General features: G+C 59.6%; 22 protein-coding genes. 6 read left to right on the forward strand and 16 right to left on the reverse strand.

Annotated elements, in window-relative coordinates; genetic code table 11:
- Positions 1-95: 95 nt before the first annotated feature.
- From selB to SHEL_RS12455, 4 genes are all read right to left on the reverse strand, one after another.
- Positions 96-2,021, reverse strand: coding sequence for a selenocysteine-specific translation elongation factor (gene selB, locus SHEL_RS12440; RefSeq protein WP_012799635.1), 1,926 nt, complete (start codon positions 2,019-2,021; stop codon positions 96-98).
- A gap of 33 nt (positions 2,022-2,054) precedes the next feature.
- Positions 2,055-3,488 carry an L-seryl-tRNA(Sec) selenium transferase gene (gene selA, locus SHEL_RS12445; RefSeq protein ID WP_012799636.1) on the reverse strand — a complete coding sequence of 478 codons (1,434 nt, stop codon included), beginning with the start codon at positions 3,486-3,488 and terminating at the stop codon, positions 2,055-2,057.
- Between the two features lie 121 nt (positions 3,489-3,609).
- Positions 3,610-4,515, reverse strand: coding sequence for a selenium metabolism-associated LysR family transcriptional regulator (locus tag SHEL_RS12450; RefSeq protein ID WP_012799637.1), 906 nt, complete (start codon positions 4,513-4,515; stop codon positions 3,610-3,612).
- A 68-nt stretch (positions 4,516-4,583) separates the two neighbouring features.
- Positions 4,584-5,753: a double-cubane-cluster-containing anaerobic reductase gene (locus SHEL_RS12455; protein WP_050749589.1), complete on the reverse strand. Its 1,170-nt coding sequence runs from the start codon at positions 5,751-5,753 to the stop codon at positions 4,584-4,586.
- A gap of 328 nt (positions 5,754-6,081) precedes the next feature.
- Between SHEL_RS12455 and SHEL_RS12460 the strand changes: the two genes are divergently transcribed.
- Together SHEL_RS12460 and SHEL_RS12465 are read left to right on the forward strand one after the other, a co-directional pair.
- Positions 6,082-6,645: a DUF3841 domain-containing protein gene (locus SHEL_RS12460; RefSeq protein ID WP_012799639.1), complete on the forward strand. Its 564-nt coding sequence runs from the start codon at positions 6,082-6,084 to the stop codon at positions 6,643-6,645.
- The gene (locus SHEL_RS12465; protein ID WP_012799640.1) at positions 6,638-7,204 is read left to right on the forward strand and encodes a DUF3841 domain-containing protein; all 567 of its coding nucleotides are present in this window, start codon (positions 6,638-6,640) and stop codon (positions 7,202-7,204) included. The genes SHEL_RS12460 and SHEL_RS12465 overlap by 8 nt, the downstream gene beginning before the upstream one ends.
- Before the next feature lie 9 nt (positions 7,205-7,213).
- Here the strand turns inward: SHEL_RS12465 and selD are convergent, their stop codons facing one another.
- Together selD and SHEL_RS12475 are read right to left on the reverse strand one after the other, a co-directional pair.
- Positions 7,214-8,281, reverse strand: coding sequence for a selenide, water dikinase SelD (selD, locus tag SHEL_RS12470; protein WP_083762371.1), 1,068 nt, complete (start codon positions 8,279-8,281; stop codon positions 7,214-7,216).
- Between the two features lie 59 nt (positions 8,282-8,340).
- Positions 8,341-8,988 carry an MBL fold metallo-hydrolase gene (locus SHEL_RS12475; RefSeq protein ID WP_041422594.1) on the reverse strand — a complete coding sequence of 216 codons (648 nt, stop codon included), beginning with the start codon at positions 8,986-8,988 and terminating at the stop codon, positions 8,341-8,343.
- A 120-nt stretch (positions 8,989-9,108) separates the two neighbouring features.
- Here SHEL_RS12475 and SHEL_RS12480 point away from each other — a divergent pair, with 120 nt between their 5' ends.
- Entirely contained in the window at positions 9,109-10,011 is a 903-nt protein-coding gene (locus SHEL_RS12480; protein WP_012799643.1) for a radical SAM protein, read from the forward strand.
- Positions 10,012-10,156: 145 nt separating this feature from the next.
- On the opposite strand, the gene SHEL_RS12485 is transcribed toward SHEL_RS12480, so the two are convergent.
- The 9 genes from SHEL_RS12485 to SHEL_RS12530 form a co-directional block, all read right to left on the reverse strand.
- Entirely contained in the window at positions 10,157-11,701 is a 1,545-nt protein-coding gene (locus SHEL_RS12485) for a BCCT family transporter (RefSeq protein WP_012799644.1), read from the reverse strand.
- 166 nt (positions 11,702-11,867) lie between these two features.
- Entirely contained in the window at positions 11,868-13,196 is a 1,329-nt protein-coding gene (locus SHEL_RS12495) for a glycine/betaine/sarcosine/D-proline family reductase selenoprotein B (protein WP_012799645.1), read from the reverse strand.
- 17 nt (positions 13,197-13,213) lie between these two features.
- Complete coding sequence (locus tag SHEL_RS12500) at positions 13,214-14,542, reverse strand: glycine/sarcosine/betaine reductase component B subunit (protein ID WP_012799646.1); 1,329 nt, start codon at positions 14,540-14,542, stop codon at positions 13,214-13,216.
- A gap of 382 nt (positions 14,543-14,924) precedes the next feature.
- Complete coding sequence (locus SHEL_RS12505; RefSeq protein ID WP_012799647.1) at positions 14,925-15,671, reverse strand: acyl-CoA dehydratase activase; 747 nt, start codon at positions 15,669-15,671, stop codon at positions 14,925-14,927.
- Positions 15,672-15,715: 44 nt separating this feature from the next.
- Positions 15,716-15,955, reverse strand: coding sequence for a putative Se/S carrier protein (locus SHEL_RS12510; protein WP_012799648.1), 240 nt, complete (start codon positions 15,953-15,955; stop codon positions 15,716-15,718).
- A complete protein-coding gene (locus tag SHEL_RS12515) occupies positions 15,955-17,097 on the reverse strand; it encodes an aminotransferase class V-fold PLP-dependent enzyme (protein WP_012799649.1) in 1,143 nt (380 codons plus the stop codon). Before SHEL_RS12515 ends, SHEL_RS12510 begins: the two co-directional genes overlap by 1 nt.
- Positions 17,098-17,155: 58 nt before the next feature.
- Positions 17,156-17,761, reverse strand: a complete 606-nt coding sequence (gene yedF, locus SHEL_RS12520; RefSeq protein WP_012799650.1) for a sulfurtransferase-like selenium metabolism protein YedF — start codon at positions 17,759-17,761, stop codon at positions 17,156-17,158.
- A gap of 42 nt (positions 17,762-17,803) precedes the next feature.
- Positions 17,804-18,109 (reverse strand): putative Se/S carrier protein, encoded by a 306-nt coding sequence (locus tag SHEL_RS12525; protein WP_050749590.1) that lies wholly within the window; start codon positions 18,107-18,109, stop codon positions 17,804-17,806.
- Between the two features lie 45 nt (positions 18,110-18,154).
- Positions 18,155-19,432, reverse strand: coding sequence for a double-cubane-cluster-containing anaerobic reductase (locus SHEL_RS12530; protein ID WP_012799652.1), 1,278 nt, complete (start codon positions 19,430-19,432; stop codon positions 18,155-18,157).
- 340 nt (positions 19,433-19,772) lie between these two features.
- Here SHEL_RS12530 and SHEL_RS15345 point away from each other — a divergent pair, with 340 nt between their 5' ends.
- The 3 genes from SHEL_RS15345 (at position 19,773) to SHEL_RS12545 (ending at position 22,036) form a co-directional block, all read left to right on the forward strand.
- A complete protein-coding gene (locus tag SHEL_RS15345; protein WP_169304527.1) occupies positions 19,773-19,943 on the forward strand; it encodes a hypothetical protein in 171 nt (56 codons plus the stop codon).
- Positions 19,944-20,319: 376 nt separating this feature from the next.
- Positions 20,320-21,354, forward strand: a complete 1,035-nt coding sequence (locus SHEL_RS12540) for a DUF1858 domain-containing protein (protein WP_012799654.1) — start codon at positions 20,320-20,322, stop codon at positions 21,352-21,354.
- A gap of 127 nt (positions 21,355-21,481) precedes the next feature.
- A complete protein-coding gene (locus SHEL_RS12545; protein ID WP_012799655.1) occupies positions 21,482-22,036 on the forward strand; it encodes a metallophosphoesterase in 555 nt (184 codons plus the stop codon).
- Between the two features lie 68 nt (positions 22,037-22,104).
- Here SHEL_RS12545 and SHEL_RS12550 read toward each other — a convergent pair whose 3' ends face one another.
- On the reverse strand, positions 22,105-22,722 hold the full coding sequence (locus tag SHEL_RS12550; RefSeq protein ID WP_012799656.1) for an L-2-amino-thiazoline-4-carboxylic acid hydrolase: 618 nt from the start codon (positions 22,720-22,722) through the stop codon (positions 22,105-22,107).
- Positions 22,723-22,906 lie beyond the last annotated feature (184 nt).

The following is a 22,906-nucleotide window of genomic DNA, read 5'->3' on the forward strand; positions in this document are numbered from 1 at the left end:
CCAATGCAATCACTGGGCGCATATCATACACCATCATGCGAACAGTTGAACGCAAAAGCACGAATCCACAACACAAAATGGGACACCCGTGGCTATTAGCCTTTGCGAAGCGTGCGAACGGCGCCGTCGCGCACGGTGAAGCCCTCTTCGTCGAACGCCTCAAGCAGCGGCACCGCGAATTTACGGCTGATGCCTCCCATGGCGTCCTTCATGCCGGCGATCGTCCCTTCGCCGCCGTTGCGTAAAACCTCGGCGATGGCTTTCTTGCATGCTTCGACCGCAGCCCCGTCGTAGAACAGCTCGCTGGATACGCGGTAGACGGCCCCTTCGTCGCGAAGCCGTGCAAGGGCGCGACGGGCAAGAGCCAGGTCAACATGCACTTCCTGGGCCAATTCCGTAAGGGAAGGCGGCGTCAGGCCGTAGGACTTGAGGGCTGCCGAAAGTGCATCCGCAGCGGCCTTTTCGGCTTCTTGCGCAGCACCTTGGGCGGCGGGATGACCCACAAGCCCGCCGACGACCACGGCGGCCTTGGCCGCAACGGCTTCGGAAACGATCTCGTCGAAGCAGGCCGGCTCCATGGTGGGCAGGCACCGCTGGCGCAGCTCTTCCTTGGGCAGGCCCGGCTTGGAAGGGTTGTCGGCATGGAACACCGTCAGTTCCTTCTCGATGGCGGAAATCGAGCGACGAACCGTCGCCGGTGTGGAGAACCACAGCTCCCCCACCTTGCAGCCGCGATGGGCATCCACCTCGGCCTGAAGCAGCTCAAGGGCCGCGGGCTCGTCGATGCCGAACTGCCGGGCCAGGTCATGAGCCGTAAGCGGAGCAGTCCTCTGCTCCAGCACGTAGCGAACGGCTTCTTGGCGGTCACCCGATGCCAACGCCTCGAGAATGGAGACCTCCTCGTGCAGGTTGGTGCGGTTGCGCGGATGCGCCTGCAGAACCTGTCCGCCGCCGGCCACATACACCGGCGAATACGTGCGCACGATGAACCGGTCGCCCAGCGACACAGGCAAAGGCTCTTCGAGGCGGATTTGGGCGAAGCAGCTCTCACCTGGAGAAAGCTTCACGCGACCGTCGGTAAACAGCACGCGGCCCAGCACCTCCTTGGTGCCATGGGACACATGCATGCGAACGCCGCTTTCCAGAGGCTTGCCGCTTTTAGCGGTGTCGAGGTACGTGAAATGCGTGTCGAAACGGATCGTAGGCTCGATGAGGCCGGGAGTCGCCAGGAAGTCACCGGGGCGGATCTCGTCGGTCTTCACATCGACCAGGTTCAACGCCACGCGATTGCCGGCAACGGCCACGTCAACGGGCTTGTCGTGCATCTGAACGGTGCGGATGCGGCATTGGCGCTCCTGAGGCAGCATCTCCACGGTGTCGCCGGGACGCACCGTGCCGCTCCACAGGGTGCCGGTGATGACCGTACCTGCGCCGCGGATGCTGAACACGCGGTCGACCGGCTGACGCATGCCGTAGCTGCGATGCAGCGCGGTGGCATTCATGCTCGCCTTCGCAAGCGCGGCGCGAACGTCCTCGACGCCTTCGCCGGTGCGGCTCGAACACGGAATGATGGGGGCTCCGGCGAACGGCGTGTTCGACAGGAGCGAGTTGATGTCTTCGGTAACCAGCTCGACCCATTCGGGGTCGCACAGGTCGATCTTCGTGAGCGCCACGACGCAGGTGGGAACGCCCAGCGTCTGCAGGACGGCCAGATGCTCCAGGGTTTGGGGCATGACGCCGTCATCGGCAGCGATAACCAGCAGCGCCACGTCGATGCCGGTGGAACCGGCGATCATCTGACGAACGAACTTCTCGTGGCCAGGCACGTCGACGACGCCCATGGAGCGGCCGTCGCCCAAGTCGAGTCGGGCGAAGCCCAGCTCGATGGTGATGCCGCGCTTCTTCTCTTCGGCCAAACGATCGGGGTCGGTACCGGTCAGCGCGCGCACCAGCGACGATTTGCCGTGGTCGATGTGGCCGGCGGTACCCAGAACAAGATTCGGTTGGTCGAATTCACCCATCACGGTGCTCGCTTTCTGCGTCAACCTGACGCGTTATTTGATCTTATCGAAATACAAGGCGATGCCCAACGCGATGGCCTTCATCTCCTCCTCGCTGAGAATGGTGCGCGCGTCGAAGAGGATGGCCTCATCGTGAATGCGGGCCACAACGATAACCGGGGATTCCTGGATGAGATACCTCTCGCAATCCTGAGCGTTGCCCTTGCGGAAGCGCATCCGCATCGCATAAGTGGGGATGTCGCACATCGGCAAGGCACCGCCGCCTGCACGGGACGTTTCCTCGACGATTTCAAGGTCGACCAAGTCGGGGTCGATGTTCTTGGCCACGATGTCGCGCAGGGCGCATGCGCGCTCGCGGACCTCTTCGGGGCTTTCGACCAGCATGCGCACCGTCGGAATGCGGGTCATCGCTTTCTCGGGATGCAGATAGATGCGCAGCGTGGCCTCCAACGCGGCAAGGGTCATCTTGTCAAGGCGAAGGGCACGGGCGAGCGGGCTCTTCTTCAACTTCTCGATGAGGTCGGCACGACCCACGATGATGCCCGCCTGGGGTCCGCCCAGCAGCTTGTCGCCCGAGAACGAAACGATGTCGGCGCCGGCGGCCAGGGATTCGGCCACGGCGGGTTCGGCGTACTTGCCGAAGGCGGCCAGCCTCAAAAACGCGCCCGAACCCTGGTCCTCGTAGACGAGCACCTTCTTGCCGGTGGCCTTTTCATGCTCGACCGCCAGGTTGTGCAGGTCGTGGATGGACACCGACTCGGTGAAGCCCGTCATGCGGTAGTTGGAAGGATGGACTTTGAGCATCATGGCCGTGTCGTCGGTCAATGCGCGCTCGTAGTCGCTCAGATGGGTCTTGTTGGTGGCGCCCACCTCGATCATGTGCGCATGGGACTGCTGCATGATCTCGGGAATGCGGAAGGAGCCGCCGATTTCGACCTGTTCGCCGCGGGAGACGATAGCCTCGTGGCCGGCTGCGAAGGTGGAGAGCACCATCATGACGGCGGCGGCGTTGTTGTTGACGGCGATGCCCGCCTCGGCGCCGGTCAGCGTGCAGATGAGCGACTCGCAATGGTCGTGGCGACTGCCGCGGGCCATGGTCTTGCGGTCGTACTCGAGGGTCGAATACCCCACGATGACCTCGTTGACGGCCGCGACGGCCTCTTCGGCAAGCACGCTTCGACCGAGGTTCGTATGGATGATGACACCAGACGCGTTCACGACCCGACGCAGGGACGGAGCCGTGAGGAGCTGCACGCGCTTGGCGGCTGCAGCCGCGATGTCGGCCAGGCTGAGCTCGGGCGTTCCGCCGTTCAGTATCTCTTGGCGCCGTGCATCGACTTCAGCCCGAACGGCACTGGTGGCGATGTCGCGCGGAACATCGGTGATAGAGGTCAGCGCCTTGTCATGCAGCACTTCTTCGACTTGGGGAAGCTGCCTGAACAGCTTCGTATTGACAGACGGGCTCATCGCACGCTCCTCGTTTTGTATCAGAATTACTAATCGCGATTATAATACATTGTTTCAATCGGGGAAACTCTACCAGATGACAACTGCTCGAGCAATCAGCAACGCCGTGCAGGGGATCCGATCAATCGGACTCCTCTTCCCAGTTAAGCACGTGGTTGTAGAAAGCCTCGGCCGTGTCGCTCAGCTGTACGTTCTTCCTCTTGAGCACGTACAGCTGCCGAACCGTGTCGACGCCGGGCACGCTGAACGCGAGCATCCACCCCGCGTCGACGTGGCTGCGGATGGCCCGCTCGGACATGATGGCGATGCCCAGACCCTTCTCGATCAGGTTCATAGTGGCTTCCTGGTCGTTGAGATGGGCGAACACGTTCAGCTCGGACTCCTCGAGCTCGAGCTGCTCGAGGACGTGGTTGCCCATCGCCCTGGTCGCGCTGCCGGCCTTGCGCATGATGAAATGCTCTTCCCGCAGCATGTTCGCGATGGCTTCGCGATCGTTGCGGTCGATGTTGCGGAAGCGCGACTTGTTGGGCGTGACGATGACGATTCGGTCGTCGCAGAAAGGAATGCAATCTATGGCATCTTCCTTGACAGGCATGCCCACGAACCCCAGATCGTACAGACCGGATGCCATGCCGTTCGAAACGGTTTGACTGGAATCCTGCGTGATGACGAAGCTCGCCTCGGGTCGGGCCGAGCAGAACGACGCCAAGAGCTCGGGGAGAACGTATCCCGAAGGTATGGTGGATGCGCCCAGATACACGGCGTCGCTTTCGTGCTGCTTCTTGCTCTGGAGCATCTTGTCATGCATGGCCAGCATCGATACGGCCTGGTCATACATCTTATAACCACTGGCCGTGGGTTCGACGCGCTTCGCATTGCGAAGTACGAGCGGAGTTCCCAGTTCCTCTTCGAGCTGGCGTATGTGCGTGCTCACCGTAGGCTGGGAGATCCTCAGCTTGGAAGCAGCCGTTGTAAAGCTGCCATACCGTATGACCGCGACGAACGAACGCAGTTGTTTAAAATCCATAAAGCAAAACCTGTCTTTTACGATGCGAACAGTGCATCAATCTTAACATGCTTTCGCAATGGTCGGCGCTAGAGCATTTCGATGAACGCGCTGAGGCGGGTTTCGAGCTGTCCGAGGTCGCTTTCGGAATAATCCGTCTCCAGCTTCATATAAGGGATGTCGGAGCTTTCAATCGTGTCCTGCATAAGTACGCTTTCCACATTGAAAGTGTGGCAGGCGGTCAGGATGGCATCGACCACACCATCGGCCTTGTAACGCTTCGCCTGGGCGAGGGTGTGCTCCATACGGCCGGTGTTCGGCGTCATGACGGAGCAATGGATGGACAGGTAGCGGTCGGAAATCGCGCGCAGGATGTCGTCGGCATCTTCGTCGATCATCATGGCCATCGTGCGCTCGCCGGAGCAGTCGTCCACGCACACGATGTTGCCGCCGTTCTTCTCGATGGTCCGACCGACCTTATTGATCAGGCCGCTTGCGGGGCAGCCCGTGAGCAGGATGCGCTTGGCGTTGGGCGCAACACCCTCGGGGCCCTCGCCTGCATCGATGCGGGACTGGGCCTCTTCGGCCATCTTCTCGAGCTTCAAGGTGTAGGCCTCGACATCGAAGTTGAAGTTGCCCGCAGCCATCGTGCTCATGAGCTCGACGCCGCTGTAAGGCGCCGGCACCTGAGCCTGAGCCTGGTAGAGCGCGAGCATGGCGCGGCGCAGGCGGTTGCGCTTGCGCACGGCGGCCCTCAGGTCGTCGTCGGTAATCGTGATGTCGTACTTCTTCTCCAGGGTTTCCTTCAGGAGCTTGACCTCCTCATACCAGGCATCCGCCGACCACGGACGGTCCTGGCCCTGCGGAAGGTGCAGGACGTGGACGTCCTTCAGATCGCCCAGAAGCTCGTACATCTTCTTCTTGCCGTCGCAGGTGGTCTCGCCCACGATGAGGTCCGAGAAATACGTGAACGGGCACTTGTCGGACAGAGCGAAGCCGTACGTGGATTTGATGAGCGGGCACAGGTTGGCAGGGAGCTTCGTTTCCGCAATGGGCACGGTCTCGTTGCTCGTGCCGCACAGGCCCACAGCCGCCGCACCTGCGGCGTCGATGACCTCGAGGGGCGTGTACGAGCACAGGAAACCGACAAGGCGACCACCCTGCTCCTTGTATTCCTTCACCTTCAAAAAGCTTGCTTTGCGCTGCTCGTTGTATTCTTCAAACGATTTGGGCAGAGGTGCCAGTTCCTGATCGGCCATCATGTCTCCTCAATCTTCAGCATGCCCGAAGGCACAACATGTCATCAATGTGGTTCCATGCGGTACGACGCCGTTTGCCCTGCATGTCGCGACCGAGAGTTCGTCCAGCAACCAAGAGTCCCCCATACACCAAACCGCATGTGCATATGCAGACGTGAGCGCGTCGCTCAAGACGCTTGCAGAAAAGCACCGGCCTTTGCAGACGCCGATGCAGATTGGCATGAAATGCACTAGAATAGACAGAGTTCTAGGTGCGGTATTAGTATAGGCAATCGAATATACTAATCGTGTTCATTTTATCAAATCACCAGGGAAAGGACACCGGCAGATGAGAGTTTGGACCCGCCAGGTCCCCCAGGTTTGGGAAGAGATTCAGACCACCGGCCGCTATCTGGTTCGCGAAGAGTATGTGCGCGCCAAGAATCTTGAGATCTCCGATTACTACATCGGTCTCTACCGTTGGCTGACGGAAATGCTTCGCAGCAGAATAGACATGCCGGCTGATGCCAAGTTCCCCGTGTGGCTGGCGCTTACCGAAGAGCAGCGCCTTCCCCTGGCGCCCAACACCATCTCGCTTACGCTCAACATCCCTGACGAGCACCTGTATCTGCTCGATTACGACAAATGGGGCTACCGCGTGAACCTGTGGTACGTTCCTTTGGACTCCGAAGACGAGGCCCGTCACAATGAGGAGCTCGCACGCATGGGCATCGGCAACGAGGCCCTGCTCATCACCAGTCCTCAGGGCAATTTCTACCCGTTGCTCAAGCGCAAGATCGAATCGAGCTGGATGCGCATCTTCGAAGGCCCCAACGAGCGCATGGATTTGAACGTGGGCGTCGTTTTCGAAATCCTCCCCGAATGGGTGGAAGAGGTCGAGTTCTATGACTAGCGATACCATCACCCTGTTCACAGCCCAGACCCAGGTGGTTCTGGACGCCATCGAACGCGACGGCTATTCCCGCGTGAAGTGGGAATACATCCGTCGTAAGTACGCCGATGAGTCCTGGATCTTCCAGCAGGCCTATTCGTTTTTCGCCCAAAACGCGCCCCGTTACGTAACGCCTCCCGAAGGGGCCGAGTCGGGCATCTGGTGCTTCTGCGATTGGCGATTGGCGATAGCCGGCACCGGGTGCTCGCTGATCGAAATGGAAGTTCCCCGCGACCAGGCGGTGCTTTTCGACTCGCGGCTATGGAACCGCATGCTCAATTTGCAATACATCGGGAAGGACGAGGCCGACGAAGCGGCTTTCGAGCAGCGCATCACCAGCATGGGCCTCAAGAGCTCGGCCGACGCTTTCGCCACGGCCTTCTACCCCGCAGTCAAGCGCGAAGTCACACAAAGCTGGCAGCGCCTGTTCGGTTCTGCCGAGAAATGTCCAGAGGCCTACATCGAAGCAGGCCTCTGGGAAATTCGTCGTGAATGGATCAAATCCGTACGGAACGGATAAGCCGCTCGTCTAACGGATGAAGATGGTGCCGGTGGGGCCGTCGGTCACTTCGCCGATGCGGGCGGGCTTGCGACCGAGCAGCTCTTCGAACTTGGCCTCGTAGGCAGGGCCCTGCTCGGGAGGCAGCGCCAGCAGCAGGCCGCCGGACGTCTGCGGGTCGCAGAGCACGCCCATGCGGGTGTTGTATTCCTCTTCGGAGAGCGTGCCTTTGCGGACGAACTCCTCCGCCCACTCCTGCACGTCGTAGCTGCGGCCGGGGCGGCAGCCGATTGCGGAGTAGTTGTACACGCCGTCGAACAGGGGCAGGTTGTCCCAATCGAGAATCGCAGCCATCTTGCTGGGCTCGAGCATCTCATGCAGATGGCCCGCCAGACCGAAACCGGTCACGTCGGTGCAGGCGTGCACGTCCAGACCCTCGAACGCCTCGGCCGCATAGCGATTGAGCTCCATCATGGCCTCGATGGCGGGGCGCATGCTCTGGTCGTCTTCCATCTTGGCGGCAAACGCCGAGTTCATGATGCCCATGCCGATGGGTTTGGAGTAGTACAGCACGTCGCCGGAAACAGCGCCGCCGTTGCGCAGGATCTCGTCGGGATGCGCGGTGCCGAACACGGCCAGGCCGTATTTGGGCTCATCGTCATCGATGGAGTGCCCGCCGACGATGAAGGCGCCTGCTTCGCGCACCTTATCGGAACCGCCGCGCATCACTTCGGCCACCACGCTGGTGCCCAGCGCCACGGGGAACGCCAGGATGTTCAACGCCGCCAGAGGCTTGACGCCCATGGCGAACACGTCCGAAAGCGCGTTGCTGGCCGCGATGCAGCCGAACTCGTAGGGGTCATCCACCACCGGCGTGAAGAAGTCGAGCGTCAGCACAGCGACCAGGTCGTCGCGCAGCTTGTATACCGCGCAGTCGTCGCTGGTCTCGAAGCCGAGCATAACGTCTTCGTCCATCGGAGGTTGGGCGATTTGGGACAGGATTTCTTCTAGCTCACCCGGAGCCCACTTGGCGGCTCAGCCACCGTGGCAGGTGTAGTTTGTGAGCCGGACTTTCTCTCCTTCTTTAGGGACGTCCATGACACTCTCCTTCTTGTTTCTCATACGCCATACGCAAGCGTGGCGCTTCGTTCATTAATTTACAAGCGGCAGATCTTCAGCCACCCGAGTTCACGAGCTATCGCGGTCAACCCATTGTGACCGGGCATGACCACCGTTTCAGGCGGCAGGTACGAAAGTTTCACCAACGATTCGCGCATGTCGTCGATGTTGCCCTCTTCAAAGTCCACGCGACCGTGCGTTCCTGCGAACAGGGTGTCGCCGGAGAAGACCACAGGGTATCCCGGCCTGTCCTTTGTCGGAGCCGTATACAGGCAGATGCCGCCTGGCGTATGGCCTGGCGTTGCGATAACCTTGAGCTGCACGTCTCCGATTTCCAGAACGTCACCATCAGCCACCGTGCGGTCGATCGAACACGGGTCGCAACGGGTGTACTCGTCGAACGACTTTTCGCCGTTGATATAAGGCTCTTCAATCGCACTGCAGATCACTTCGGCCCCCGTCGCTTCACGCAATGCATGGGCGGCGCCAACGTGATCCCAATGGCCATGCGTCAAAACAATCGCGTTGACCTTGCGGTCGCCGACGGCTTCCATGATGGTATCGGGGTCGCAGGTCGGGTCGACGATGAAGCAGCCTTCACCGTCATCGACGATGTAAACGTTGTTGTCGATCATCCCCATGACCAATCGTGTCACCGACACGCAGGTACTTGTAATTCTGTCCATGTTTACGGTCACCTCTTCGGGCGCATTTCACTTGCCAAGGTTATTGTATTTCATGATACCTATTTGTTATTCTAGACATGCGTAGTTTCGCAGAATCTCGTTATGGGACAGGAGGAGCATATGGATTACGAGGGTCGCATCTGCCGCACACCCGGAGAGCGCGCGTCGTACAAGCTTCCCATCTCCGTCGGATGCCCGTACAACGCCTGTGCTTTCTGCGACTTGTTCAAGGACTTGCAATACCGCGAGCTTCCCATCGAGCAGGTCGAAATGGAACTGGCCCGCGTTCACGACCTTGGAGGCAAGCCCGAACGCATCATGTTGGGCGATGGCAACGCCTTCTACATGGATTTCGAACGGCTGAAGGAAATCATCCTGCTCATCGAGCGGTACCTTCCCTCCTGCACGTTCATCTCAAGCGACGCCTCGATTCCCTCCATCGCCGCCAAGACCGATGAAGAACTTGCCTGGCTCGCCGAGCATAACTACAAGCTGGTCTACATCGGCATCGAGTCCGGCTTGGACGACGTGCTGGACTTCATGCTGAAGGACCACGACAATGCCGAATGCCGCGAGCAGATCGCGCGGCTGCATGCGGCGGGTATCGAATACGGTGCCCACATCATGACGGGCGTGGCCGGCGCAGGTCGCGGGTTGGAAAACGCCCGCGCCACCGCAGCCCTGCTCAACGAGACGCGCCCCGTTTCGGTCTGCAACTTCTCCATGGGCGTCTCCCCCACTACCACCTTGGGCAAATGGGCGAAAGAGGGACGGTTCACCCCTGCCCCGGTGCTCGAATGCCTTGAGGAAGAGCGGGAACTCATCTCCCTGCTCGACATCCCCGTGCATTTCGAAGGCTTCCATTTCGACTACGACCGGGAGAAGGCAAGCTGCCCCGAATGCACTGGCGACACCGCAGAGTTCAACGACTTCATCACGGCATGGACGCATACCCACGGGGAACTTCCGAAAGACCGCAAGAACCTGCTCGAGCAGATAGACCACGCGCTTGCCGTTCGCTAAACCCCCAATGGGTCATGGCCGTCGCGAAACGCGGCGGCTTTTTTATGCCCCAATACAAAAACCGGCCGTCGCATTTCGCGACGGCCGGTCATGTGGCGATTCAGATTCTCTGTACGCCTAGATGCTTACGCACCTATCAGGGTTGTTAGCCCTCGATCTGCTCGGGGACGAAGTCCGGATCGCCAACGTTGGGCGTATCCGCGTCGTGAGACAGACCCTTGACCACAGATGCCATAGCAGCAATCATGATGAAGATGAACGGGAATGCTGCGGCAATGGAGATGGTCTGCAGCGGCTTCAGGCCGCCGGCCATCAGAAGACCGATAGCCATAGCAGTCATCACGATGCCCCACAGGATCTTCTTGCTGTTGGGCGGGTTCATGTTGCCGTTGGAGGACAGCATGCCCAGAACGAACGTGCCAGAGTTGGCGGACGTGATGAAGAAGGTGCAGATCAGAACCAGGATGACGATGGAGATGATCATGCCCAGCGGGTACTTGCCGAGGACCAGGAACAGGCCGGTCTCAGGCGAAGCAGCGATGGCAGCAACGGTCTCGGCGTCGATGGCGCCGGTGTTGGCGAGGGTCAGGCCCAGAGAACCGAACACTGCGAACCAGAGGATGGAACCGATAGCCGGGATGAACACAACGCCGATGATGAATTCACGGACGGTGCGGCCCTTGGAAATACGGGCGATGAACACGCCGACGAAGGGTGCCCAAGCAATCCACCAAGCCCAGTAGAAGATGCGCCAGCCGAGCGTCCAGCTGTTATCGCCGTAACCGGTCAGGCCGAGAGAGCTCTGGAAGAAGGTGTTGACATAGTCGCCCAGACCACCGATGAGGTTGTTGAGGATGTCGATCTTCGGGCCAACGAGGAAGCACACAATCAGCACGCAGACGGCGATGATCAGGTTGAGGTCGGAGACCTTGGAGATGCCCTTCTCAATACCGAGAACTGCGGAGCCGATGAAGATGACGGAAATCACGAGGATGATGATGATCTGAACGACCAGGTTGCTCGGAACACCGAACATGTAGTTCAGACCAGCGTTGATTTGGAGAACGCCGAGACCCAGAGAGGTGACGACGCCAGCCATGGTAGCGAAAACGGCCAGGATGTCGATGAGCTTGCCCAGCCAGCCCTTGGCGTTCTTCTCGCCCAGAACAGGCAGAAGAGCGTTGCTGATCAGAGCGGTCTTGCCCTTGCGGAACATGAAGTAAGCAAGAGCCAGGCCGATAACAGCGTAGTTAGCCCAAGGATGGATGCCCCAGTGCATGAACGAAGCGCTCATTGCGAAGTTGGCGGCTTCCGGAGTCATGGGCTCGATACCGGCCATGGGGCCAGCATAGTGGCTGATGGGCTCAGCGATGCCCCAGAACACCAGGCCGACGCCCATGCCGCAGCCGAACAGCATTGCGAACCAGGACGTGGTGGAGTACTCAGGCTCGGAGTCATCCGGACCAAGCTTAATCTTGCCCCACTTCGTGCATGCAATCGCGATGACGAAGATAACGAAGGAGAGCATGGCAATCAGGTACAGCCATCCAAAGTCGACGGTGAGGAAGCTGAACACTGCATTGGAAACTGCGGTGAATTGCGGGTTGAGGGCAATGGCACACACAGCCATAATCGCACAAAGAATCAGAGAAATAAGAAATACCGGATTCTTAAATTCGTCTTTATTCATAAATAACCCCCGATTGGGCGCACGAAAGCAAATCGGCAATACGCCCTGCGTCAAAGACAGGACTTCTGCCCATTTGCGCCCGCACACCTAGTCAGATTGATGACGGTTAACCTGGTGCCCAGGGCCGAAGCCCTAGGCACCAGGAGTTAAGCCTTAATGGAAAAGCTTAGATCTTGACCTTGAAGACGGTCTGGCCCTCGACGGGCGTAGCAAGCGCATCAACGGCGACGCCGCAGCGATGATAGCGCAGCTTCCACTGCTCTTCAGGCAGCGTGTTGGGGTCGCCCAGAGGATACGGAATCGAGATGGTCGGGACCATCCTGTTTGCGCCAACCGTGGTCGAAACCGGGATCAGGTTGCACATATGGACGATCGGGAAACCAGCGCGCTCGAACACTTTAACCATCGTTGCACCGCAACGAGTACAAGTGCCTCAAGTGCTGCCGAGGATAATGGCGTTAACACCGTCCTCCTTGAGGTACGGAATCATTTCCTCGGCCATACGGGCAGCCTCGGACTCAGTGGTGCCGGTGCCGACCGTAGAGTAGAAGTAGTTGTGCAGGCGAGCGAACTTGCCTTCCTTCTCCAGCTGACGCATAGCGTCGATAGGCATGATGACGTTCGGGTCGGCGTCGGCCGCAGCGGGGTCGAAGCCTGCATGAATCGTCTTGTAGCCGCCGGAAGCACGGTTGGGGAGCTTGTCAACACCCTCGATGTTGTAACGGCCCCAACGGGTAGCGGAAGCGGACTGGATGCGGTCGGGGTTGTCGACCGGGACGATACCGCCGGTGGTGATCATGGCGATAACGGCTTCGCTCAGGTTGACCGGAGCAGCGGGCTCGACGACGTCCTTGACGGGAACGACGAGCTCGGTCTGGAAGGGCTCACCCTTGATCTTCTTGATCAGCATCTGAACGCCACGGTAAGCAGCGGTGTTCTCATGCTTGTCCTCGAGATAAATCTCGTGACGGATGCCACGGGGGAAGTAGCCCTCAATCTCGGCGCCCTGCAGGGGCTCGCCGGAGAGCAGCTTGTTGGCGAAGCCAACCAGGTTCTTGAGGTCCTTGCGCATCTTGGCAGCGGCGTTGGCGCCGTCCATGATGTAGGTGTCCTTCTTGAACATCTCAACGCCGGGGTTCTCGACGTTCATCGAAGTGACGGTGGGAACGCCGAACTTCTCGCCGACAGCCTTGCACACGTTGCCGCATGCGACGCCGTAACGGCCTGCCTGGAATGCAGGACCGGCGATCAGCAGGTCGAATTCCTTGTCCTCGAGGAAGCCAAGGATGCGGGACAGTGCCTCTTCGGTGTTGGAACCCATGAAGTTGTCACCGCAGATGATGGTGTGAGTGATCTCAGCATCCTTGAGCTGGCCATTGGCTGCCACGGCAGGGCCGACCTGGCCTTCGCGGATTTCCGGCTCGAAATCAGCAGTGTCCTCACCGCCGATGCCGCCGAAGAACTGATTCACGTAGTAAATAACTTTCTTGGTCATCGCTGTCTCCTCCTTTCTTACACTTCACGCATGGTCTTGATGGAGAAGCCAGCGATGTGGTCTCCGCAGAACCAGTTGTTGTCTTCCATGATGATGGAGCCGTCGTCGCGGGCGGACTTGCCCAGGATCTCGTCATAGCCCCAGGAGCCGGACATGCCGTCGCGGTTCATGGCTTCGAGGTTGCCGATGACGGTGGCGCAAGCGGGAAGCTCGGTGAGCTCGCCCACGTTGCCGGTGGAGACCAGAGCGTTGGTCTTCTCGTCCATAACAACCAGCGGCTGGCCAGCGCCGTCGCGGCCGTCGGACTCGTTGGAGATGCCGACGACGGGGATGCCGGCGTCCTCCAGGATGACCTGGCAGCGGACGTAGTCGGTGTCGGGGTTGCCGTAGCCCTCTTCGGTGACGATTGCGTAGTCAACGCCGAGGTTCAGAGCGATGTTGCGCACCATGATTGCGGAGCGCTCTTTCTGATCGAGAGCAACGTTCAGGTTGGACATGATGACGCCGACGAAGTTGTACTCGATGCCGTCATACTTGAACATTTCCTTGATGGTCGGGAAGTTCTGGAACTCATAGGTCGACCACTTGGAGGAAGCAGGCATGAACGAGCCGGAGATGATGCAGCCGTCGAAGATCTCGGTGGGGCTGATGAAGCTGGGCAGGTAGCGGTTCATATCCCAGCCATACAGCAGGTCGTTGTAGCCCAGGGCTTCCATCTGGGACTGGGGCTGCAGAACGATAGCGACGTTCGGCAGATCCTTGCGGGCATCGTCGCGCTTCAGGACGGGGTCGAACTCGTAGACTTCGGTGTCAGCGGGCTCGAGGTCCTTGGCGATCTTGCCGATGTACTCGGCGAAACGATGGCCGGCCCAGCGCAGAGCATGGTTGCACTTCTGCTGCTCGTGACGCTCGAACTCCTCGTCGGTGTCGCCGACCAGGCAGATGTTGATGAGCTTGGACCAGTAGGTGTGCTTGGCACCTTCGCCACCCATGTCGATGACGCCGTCGCCGAAGGAACCCCACTCTTTACCAACAACGGTGACGCAGCAGCCCTTGAAGGCCTTCAGATCGCCGTCGCCGCAGGGCTCGAGCTCGCCGGTAACGCCAGGGAACAGGCAGCGGCCGTCCATGCGGACGCGCGGCTCAATAGTCTCGATAACCGGAACGATACGCGTGTCATCACCCGGATGAGCGATGACGATATCAAGATCGGTGATATGGTCGTCCTCTTCCTTCAGGTACGCAATGGCGTCGTCTTTGTTGATCGTCAGAATTCCGTCAACGAAGGAATTCTCAGTACCAAGGCAGACGTCTTTCACGTACACATTGCCAATGGTTAGCTTCATACGCGCTCATTACTCCTTTCTTTTTTCTCTTTGAGATTTGTTTCGCGGCTTCTAATGCCAGTTTTTAGTTACCGCGATTATCTTTGATTATTATAAGTTTTTCTGATTCCAATATCAATACTTAATAATTGAGTTTCCAAGTCAAGATTCCTAATAAATGGCCGATTTTTTTACGCTTTGCGTCCACTTAGGGACATAACGCCACTAACGACCTTTGAATAGCACCATCCTGGCTGAATCGTTCGTGCAAAGGCTCTGCCTGCAGAGCGCCGAACGGCGCTGAGTCGAATGCGTTTTTGCCCCATAATGCAGAAAGGCGAAACCGCATTTCTGCTGTTCCGCCTTTTTAAGCTTGTTCGTTATGCCTGCGGCATGCCTCGCGTTAGACGGAAAGAGCCGCTCCGATCGCTCCCGCGAAACGGGCGCGAGCGTTCGTCGTCACGGGGACTCCGAGGTTCTTGGACAGACGGTCAATCACGTACTCGTTTTCGCACAGGCCGCCCGTCAGGTAAACGTCGCCCGCCACCAGGTTGTTTGCAAGCGAGGCCACTTTCACAATGACGGATTCGATGACGCCGTTCGCGATGTTCTCGCGCGGTTCGCCCTTGCCGATGAGCGAAATGACCTCGGACTCGGCGAATACGGTGCACATGCTGGAAATCTGCGTCGGCTCGCCCTGGGAAGCGAGGCGCGCGAGTTCTTCCTGCGTCGCACCCATGCGGTCAGCGATGACCTCGAGGAACTTGCCGGTACCGGCGGCGCACTTGTCGTTCATGACGAACTTGCGCACCTTGCCGTTTGCCAGCTGGATGACTTTCGTGTCCTGACCGCCGACGTCGATGACAGTGCCGTTGTCGCCGAACAGATAGGCGGCGCCGCGGCCGTGGCACGTGATCTCGGTAACGGTCTTGCCGGCATAAGGCACCGAAACGCGTCCGTAACCCGTGGCCACCACGTCATCCTGACAGGTACGGGGGTCCAAGCCCCACGCTGCCAGATCGTCGGCCAGACGCATCGCGGCATCCACGCCGTTGAACCCGGTCGGGACGACCACCGTGTAGGCGATTTCGTCCCCGTCAAGCACAGCCGCCTTGGCCGCCGTCGAACCGATATCGATTCCGATTCTCATATCATTCACTTTCATTTGCGGTCGGTACCAGCCGGATTGCCCGCCTAGTACATTGAGACTTCGTAAATGCCCTGGTGGGCAATATTGTGCTGTGCGATTGCAGCAAGAAGCTCTTCACGCTCGCTCGCTTCGGCGCTCCAGGAAAGGCCGCAGCCGGCGTCGATTTCGGAAGGCACCGGAATGAGGCGCCCGGGAATGCCGTGCGTGCGCGCAGCGGCCTCCATCGCCATGGCGTCGGACGTCGTGGCGAACGTCACCACTGCTTTCGGTGTTTTCGCCCGCATTAGCAAACCTCCTGTGCGATTTCCTTAAGCGCCGCAATGCCGGCGTCGACTTCCTCTTCGGTGTTCAGATGGGAGAAACTGAAGCGCACCGCGCCTTGCTGCTCGGTGCCGATGGCCATATGCATCAGCGGAGCGCAGTGGGCACCCGCGCGGGTGCAGATCTCAAACTGCGTGTTGAGCAGGTCGGATACGAGCGAAGAGTCCACGTCGGCCAGGTTGAGGGCAACGATGCCCGTGCGTCCGCTTGCCCCGCCGCCGTAGATCTTGATGCCGGGAATGTCCTTCACGCCTGCCTCGAAACGATCCGCAAGGGCGCAGGTCTTCTCGTGCACGGCATCCACGCCCTTCTCTTCTATATAGGTAAGACCGGCCAGAAGGCCCGCCAGACCATGGGCGTTGAGGGTGCCTGCCTCGAGATGCTCGGGCATGAAGTCGGGATGCACGCGGTCGTAGCTGTGCGTGCCGGAGCCGCCGACCTTGATCGCCTTGATGTCGATGCCTTCGGCCACGCACATGCCGCCCGTACCCTGAGGTCCGAACAGGCTCTTGTGCCCGGTGAAGCACACGACGTCAAGATGCTGGGCCGCCATGTCGATGGGCACGGTGCCTGCGGTCTGGGCCGCATCCACCACGATAAGAGCCCCATGGGCATGGGCGATGTCCGCCATGCGGGCGATGTCGTACACATCGCCGGTCAGATTGGACGCATGGCCGATGACTGCCAGCTTGGTCTTGGGACCGAACGCCGCCTCGAACTCGTCGTAGTCGATGCCGCCGTCAGGTGCGATGGGGACGACCGTAAGGTCGGCCTGACCTTCGTCCTGAAGCCTGAACAGCGGGCGGAGCACCGAATTGTGCGAGGCCGCCGTGGTGACAGCGTGGTCGCCAGGCTGCATGAGGCCGTACACCACGATGTTGAGCGCCTCGGTCACATTGCTGGTGAATGCGACTTGCTTCGGACCCGGTCCGCCGAACAGGTCGGATATTTTCTGGCGCGCCATGAACACCGTCATGCCCGCATCGAGAGACGCTTCGTGCACGCCACGCCCCACACCACCGAAAGACGTGATGGCGCGGGCCACCGCCTCGGCGACCGCAGGCGGCTTCAACATGGTTGTAGCCGCATTGTCGAAGTAAATCACTAAAACCTCCCCGTGGGACGCCGGATGGCCGGCGTCCCTTAAACGTTACTCTACGAATTTAAGCGCGAACAACAACGCCGGCCTTCATCTGCTTCTCAACGATGACGTACATGTTGGACACTTCGCCGACAGCCAGCTTGTCCTCGATGTCGTAGTGCTTCAGGCAGGTGCCGCAGGAGATGATCTCCACGCCGGCGTCGGCCAGCTTCTTCAGGTCGTCCAGGCAGGGCGAGCCTTCGCAGGTCAGCTTGACGCCGCCGTTGTAGAACAGAACGGTTTCGGGCAGCTCGTCCTGCTGCGTGAGAGCGAAGATGAACGCCTTGATCAGCACGCCGCCCAGCTCTTCGTCACCATGGCCCATGACATTGGACGGCACCACGACGACGCGGGGGCCGATGCCTGCTCCGCCAGCAGCGGTCTCGGCGGCCAGCGCGGCAACGCTCTCGGCGGTCTTCACGATCTTGACCGAGAACTTCTCTTCGGCCAGCTGCTCGGAAGTGGCTTCGCACTTCTGGGACTTGGCGAAGCTCAGCAGGTTCTTCACCGAGGTCTCGTTGTCAACGAGGACCTCGAGCGTGCCTTCGTCAAACGTAGACATGGCCTGCTTGGCCTTCACTACGGGCACGGGGCACTTCTCGCCCATTGCGTCAACGGTAAATTCCATTTCGGTACCTCCTATAGTCCGATTACCTAACGATTCTTATTCCTAGCAATATACATCGCGGTTAGGATTTATTTGATTGGGGAGCGGAACGATGTTCTCGATAGGCACCCCGTTGTCATGGGCGATTCCTTCAATCTGGCAGGCTTCGTCGCAATCAACCAGCAACGCCACGCCGCAGCACGAACGCGCTTGACGCGGCGTTGTGGAAATGCGAGCGCCGAGCCCTTCGCCGCGAACCAGCTCATACAGCTGCATTGCGTCGGTATGGCTCGAAAACAACACGTAGCAGTCAATCCTTACTCCAGGGTGCTCCTGCTTTGCTTGTTCTATACGCTCGCTTAGCTCCATGTCAAGAGTCGCCTTCAATTTCAGGCGACTCGCCTCCTTTTACGATTAGCCCAACATCTCCACGAAGGCCTCCACGCGGGTGCGCAGCTGGCCGGCGTCGTTGTCGGTGTAGTCGGTTTCGATGTCCAGAACGGGAATGCCAGCCTCTTCCAGCACCTTCTCCAAGGCAGGGGCCTCGGTCTTGAACGTGGTGCAGAACTTCAGGTTGGTGTTGATGACGCCGTCGACATTGTAATCCTTCACCAGCTGGAGGACCTCGTCGATGCGAGCCTTGTTCGGCGTGAAGCAGGCGCAGTTGATCTTCATATAGCGCTCTGCCAGAGCCTGGTACATGCCCTCGAGCGTGGTCTGGCTCTCGTCGACCAGGTTCGTGAAGAACTTGGTGCCGGTGCAGTTCTCTTCGCAGACGATAGCGGCGCCGGCCGTCTCGATGATGTGATGCAGCTTCCAGTTGGGAATGGCCAGCGGCGTGCCGGTGAGCAGGATGCGCTTGGTGCCCTTGGGGAACACGCTCACGCCGTCGACGAGGCGCTGCTCCAGCTCGGCAGCCAGGTTGTTTGCCATCTGGGCGCAGCGGACCGGGTCGTCGAAGAATGCGATCTGCATCATGAGCAGGGCGTCGGTGCCGGAGATGGGAATGACGTCCTTGTTCTTGCGGGTCTCGAACACGCGGGCCAGGGCCTTACGGCGCTCGTTGATGATCTTGATGGATTCGGCCAGCTTCTCAGCGGTAATCTCGTTGCCGGTGACCTCTTCCACATTGGCCTTGAACAGGGCGATCTCGTCTGCGAAGGCGGCGATGTCCTGAGGACGCTTCATGTGCGGAAGGTTCATGATGTACATGGGCACGTCTTCGGCCATAATCTCGTACATCTTCTTCTTGCCGTCGCAGGTGGTTTCGCCGACAATCTGGTCGACGATGCGGAAGAACGGGCACGTGCGGCCAAGACGGGCGCCCAGCGATGCCTTGATCAGCGGGCACATGTCGGCGGGCAGGTACTTCTCACCCTCGGGAACCCAGAACTGGCTGCCGCCGCACAGGCCGGTCACAATGCCGTCGCCGGCGATGACGACCTCGTCGGGCACGTACGTGCAGAAGGTGCCGAAGACCTTGCGGCCCTTCGCCTGTTCGTCAACGAGTTCCTGCGGACGGATACCGTGGACGTCGGCAACGACCATGTCCCAGAAGGCCATGCCTTCAGGACGGTTTTCCTGCGACAAGAACACGTCACCAAACGCCTGCGGAAGCACTGCGCACAATTGGTCATGGGTTTCCAGGTCCATACCGAGGCTATCCCACAAAATATGACGATCAACTGCCATGATGTTCCCCTTAACATTCATCACGTTCGATTATTCAAATGCATGCAGATGTAATGCGTCCCACCCGGACGTTTGCAGAAGAAGGGCATCCTATGCACAGAGAGCTATCGGTTGCAGATTTCCGAATCGCGGTTAGTGAATGCCGAATCGGAATCATTGTACCGCATAAACGGGTGTGAAGCGTCAACCCATGAGGTTTTTTACCATATCTGTTGAATGCATCGCACAGCACGAAAATCGGGTCAGTCGCGTCTGCAGCACACGTCTACCGAGAACCGGCCCAGACTGCAGCGTCCAAGGTAGCCGAGCCGCTTGACCCTGCGGAATTGAAGGGGGGATTTTGGCAATCAACGGCCACGACATTCCGACCGACCCGATGATTCCCGCTCCTCCTGCCCGAATCGAGCTTTTCCGCCAAGAAAATCGACTAGCAGAAGGGGCCTATGGATTTGAGTCACAGCGTCGTTTTACTCGGCTCTTTGGTAAAAATGAGAATACCGTTTCCGACTGAAGGGCGGAACGAACATCGGCTATGCCGCATTGCCGATGGCTTTCGTGCGTCGCCACGAACTGACTATCCGCCGCATTCTGGGCCAAGGCACGTCTGACGAACTTATGGGGCATCCGAATGAGCTCGAAGTTGAAGCCGTTCGGTGCCGCCCGATCGGCCTTTTCCATACCTTCATGCACGGTGCCTTCACGCAGGACGGATGTGGCGACATCAAGGCCACCGTCGAAAGGCGTCCTGTCGGCTAAATTCTTGTTGGCGTGCGAACGGCACTCCGTTGGAAAAGAATATCGAGAATGTGGTTATAACAACATACGCCGCCTTTGCGTTGCTATAAGTTAGACATCGTTAACTTATGTATATGAGAAAGGCGACGACTATGGAACTGAACGAGAACACCCGACTTGAAGACCTGATTAAAGAGTATCCGGCGCTGCGGACGGGCATGGCAGACATCAACCCCAGGTTCAAAATGCTGCAGACCCCAATGGGCAAGATCATGATCAAGAAGGCGACCGTGGCGGATATGAGCGAACGCTCCGGCATGCCGGTCGACGAGCTGGTTGCTGCGATTGCGGCGAAAACCGGCCTCGGGGCTGCCGATGGATCTGCGAGCTTGACGCCGGCCGCCGAACCCTTGCCGACCGCTCGCGCTGCAACACCGGCGGTCGAACAGCAAGACGAGCTTGGCGAGCCGCTGTCGGAACGCCCCGCCGAAATGGATGCCGAGCCCCAGGTCGAACGGTGGGGTAAGGTCGACGGCTTCAAGGTGATAGACGTGCGCAAGGCCCACGGGAACTTCTTCCCGGGCTTGAAGAAGCGCGCCGAGGAGACGGCCGTGGGCGAAGGGCTTCACATCGTGCAGTCCTTCGAGCCCATTCCTCTGTATGACGTCATGGCCGAGCTCGGTTACGAGCACGTGGTCCGTCGCGGCGATGCAGGCGAGTACCACGTGTACTTCTACCGCGCCGAGCAGGGCGAAGACTCCGGGGAAATCGCCTTCCGCCCCATCGCGCTGCTGAACTTCCCGGTCATCGACGAGGAGCTCGGCGACGTTGCGGTCAACTTCTGGAACCTGACCTGGAACGACGATAAGCGCTATCTGTCCCAGGAGACGCGTCTGCTGCTGTCGATGGCGAACGCCCTGGGCGCAGGCCGCATGCGCCAGGCAAGCCGCGAGCTCATCAAGGCTTACGCGCACGGCTGCGACTCGCGGGCCTTCGACGACGTGTTCGAACTGGTCGCATGGAACCAGGGCATCGGCAATTTCGCCTCGGAAATTGGACCCAGCACGTTATTCCGCGCATATCGCACTATTAAAGACCAAGAGAAACGCGGTGTGCCGCGCGCCGAGATCGTCGAGATGCTGAAGGAACGGTTCGGCGAGCAGAACCCGGATGTGGGCGTGCAGTAAAGGCTGCGTCCGCCCGCCGCCCGCCCGCGCCAGGCGATTCTTTTGCAGCAGCTGTCGACGCGTGCCGAGCATGCGGTATATCCTATGTCCGTCAGCGACGCGAGGCCGCCTGTTCAGGAGGGGCACTATGGATTTCTACATCTCGGACACGCATTTCGGACATGCCGGCATCATCGGGCTGTGCGAGCGGCCCTTTCGCTCCGTCGACGAGATGGACCACGCGCTGATCGACAATTGGAACGCCCGCGTAGGCGCCGATGACGACGTATGGCACCTAGGCGATTTCGCGTACAGGGGCGACAAGCCGTGCGCGCACTACCTGTCGAAGCTCAACGGTCGGATTCATCTGCTGATCGGCAACCACGACCAGACAACACTGATGCGGGAGCCCGAGGCGCTTGCGATGCTGGCGTCCTGCGATTTCGCCACCACGCGAATCGACGGGCTGAACCGGCGCATCTGGATGTGCCACTACCCGCTGGCTTTGCCGCCGAAACGCACCTGGGCGCTGTACGGGCACGTGCATAACGATGCGAACCCCGAAGGTTTTCCCGCATGGCCCCTGGTGAAGACCATGGACATGGCGCTCAACTGCTGCGTGGAGGTGAACGGGTACATGCCGGTGACGTTCGAAGAGCTGGTCGTGAACAATGAGCGCCTCCGTAAGGAGTGGCGCGGCTGAGCGGCACATCCAGATGCGCCCGAGCCGCATTTTCGCTATTTCGAGCCAAGATAGGCAGCCGCCAGGCCTCATGCTCGCTCGATGAGGAAGTCGCAGCAGTCGGCGCCTTTGGCCAGCGTGCCCGTGCGCACGAAACGAATTCCGTCAAGATCGCCGTAGCAAACCTCGTCGTTGCGGCAGAAGAATTGGCAGAGCTCGGGTGCGCCCAGCTGGGCAAACACCCGATGGTACGGACACGCCAGCACGTCGTAGGAAATGCGGCTTGGCGTGCATTCGTGCATGTCGTTCCGGTAGCCCTGCTTCTCGCCGAACGCCACTGCGACCACTTTGCCGAAGGCACGCATGAAGAACCTGCGCCCGCCCGGCAGCGCCACGATGACCCTGAAGGCTTTGGCCGCGTTTGCAGAGTACTCGGCCATGAAGTCGTCCACCATCTGGAAGGCTTCGTCCTTGCCGAAGGCGTCGGCCAGCTCGGAGTAGATGGCGAAAGTGGGCAGCACGAACCCTTCCACCTGCGGTCTTTCACCCTTGGGCAGCGAGCTAAACTGGTCCGACATGCCGTCGAGCCTGCTCTCGGCGCGCGCCCAGAGGGCTGCCGCTTCGTCGGCGCCCAGTCGATCTGCCAGCCGGGCCTTCAGCGTTTCATACTTTCTGCCTCTCAGCAGTTTCTTCGAAGACCTGACCACCGCGCGCCCCTCTCTGGTGATTAACCTCTTCTAACTTTGCAACGTCCGCATCATACCACCTCGTTCACAAGGACATACGCCGATTGAAAGCCAATTGGCCGAACCTGTTGCAAAGCGGGCTCCGCAATCCATGGGAGCCCGCAAATAATGGAAAGGCACATGTTCCAGCGCGTAGGGAACGCCC

It is taken from the genome of Slackia heliotrinireducens DSM 20476 (genome assembly GCF_000023885.1).
GTDB lineage: Bacteria > Actinomycetota > Coriobacteriia > Coriobacteriales > Eggerthellaceae > Slackia > Slackia heliotrinireducens.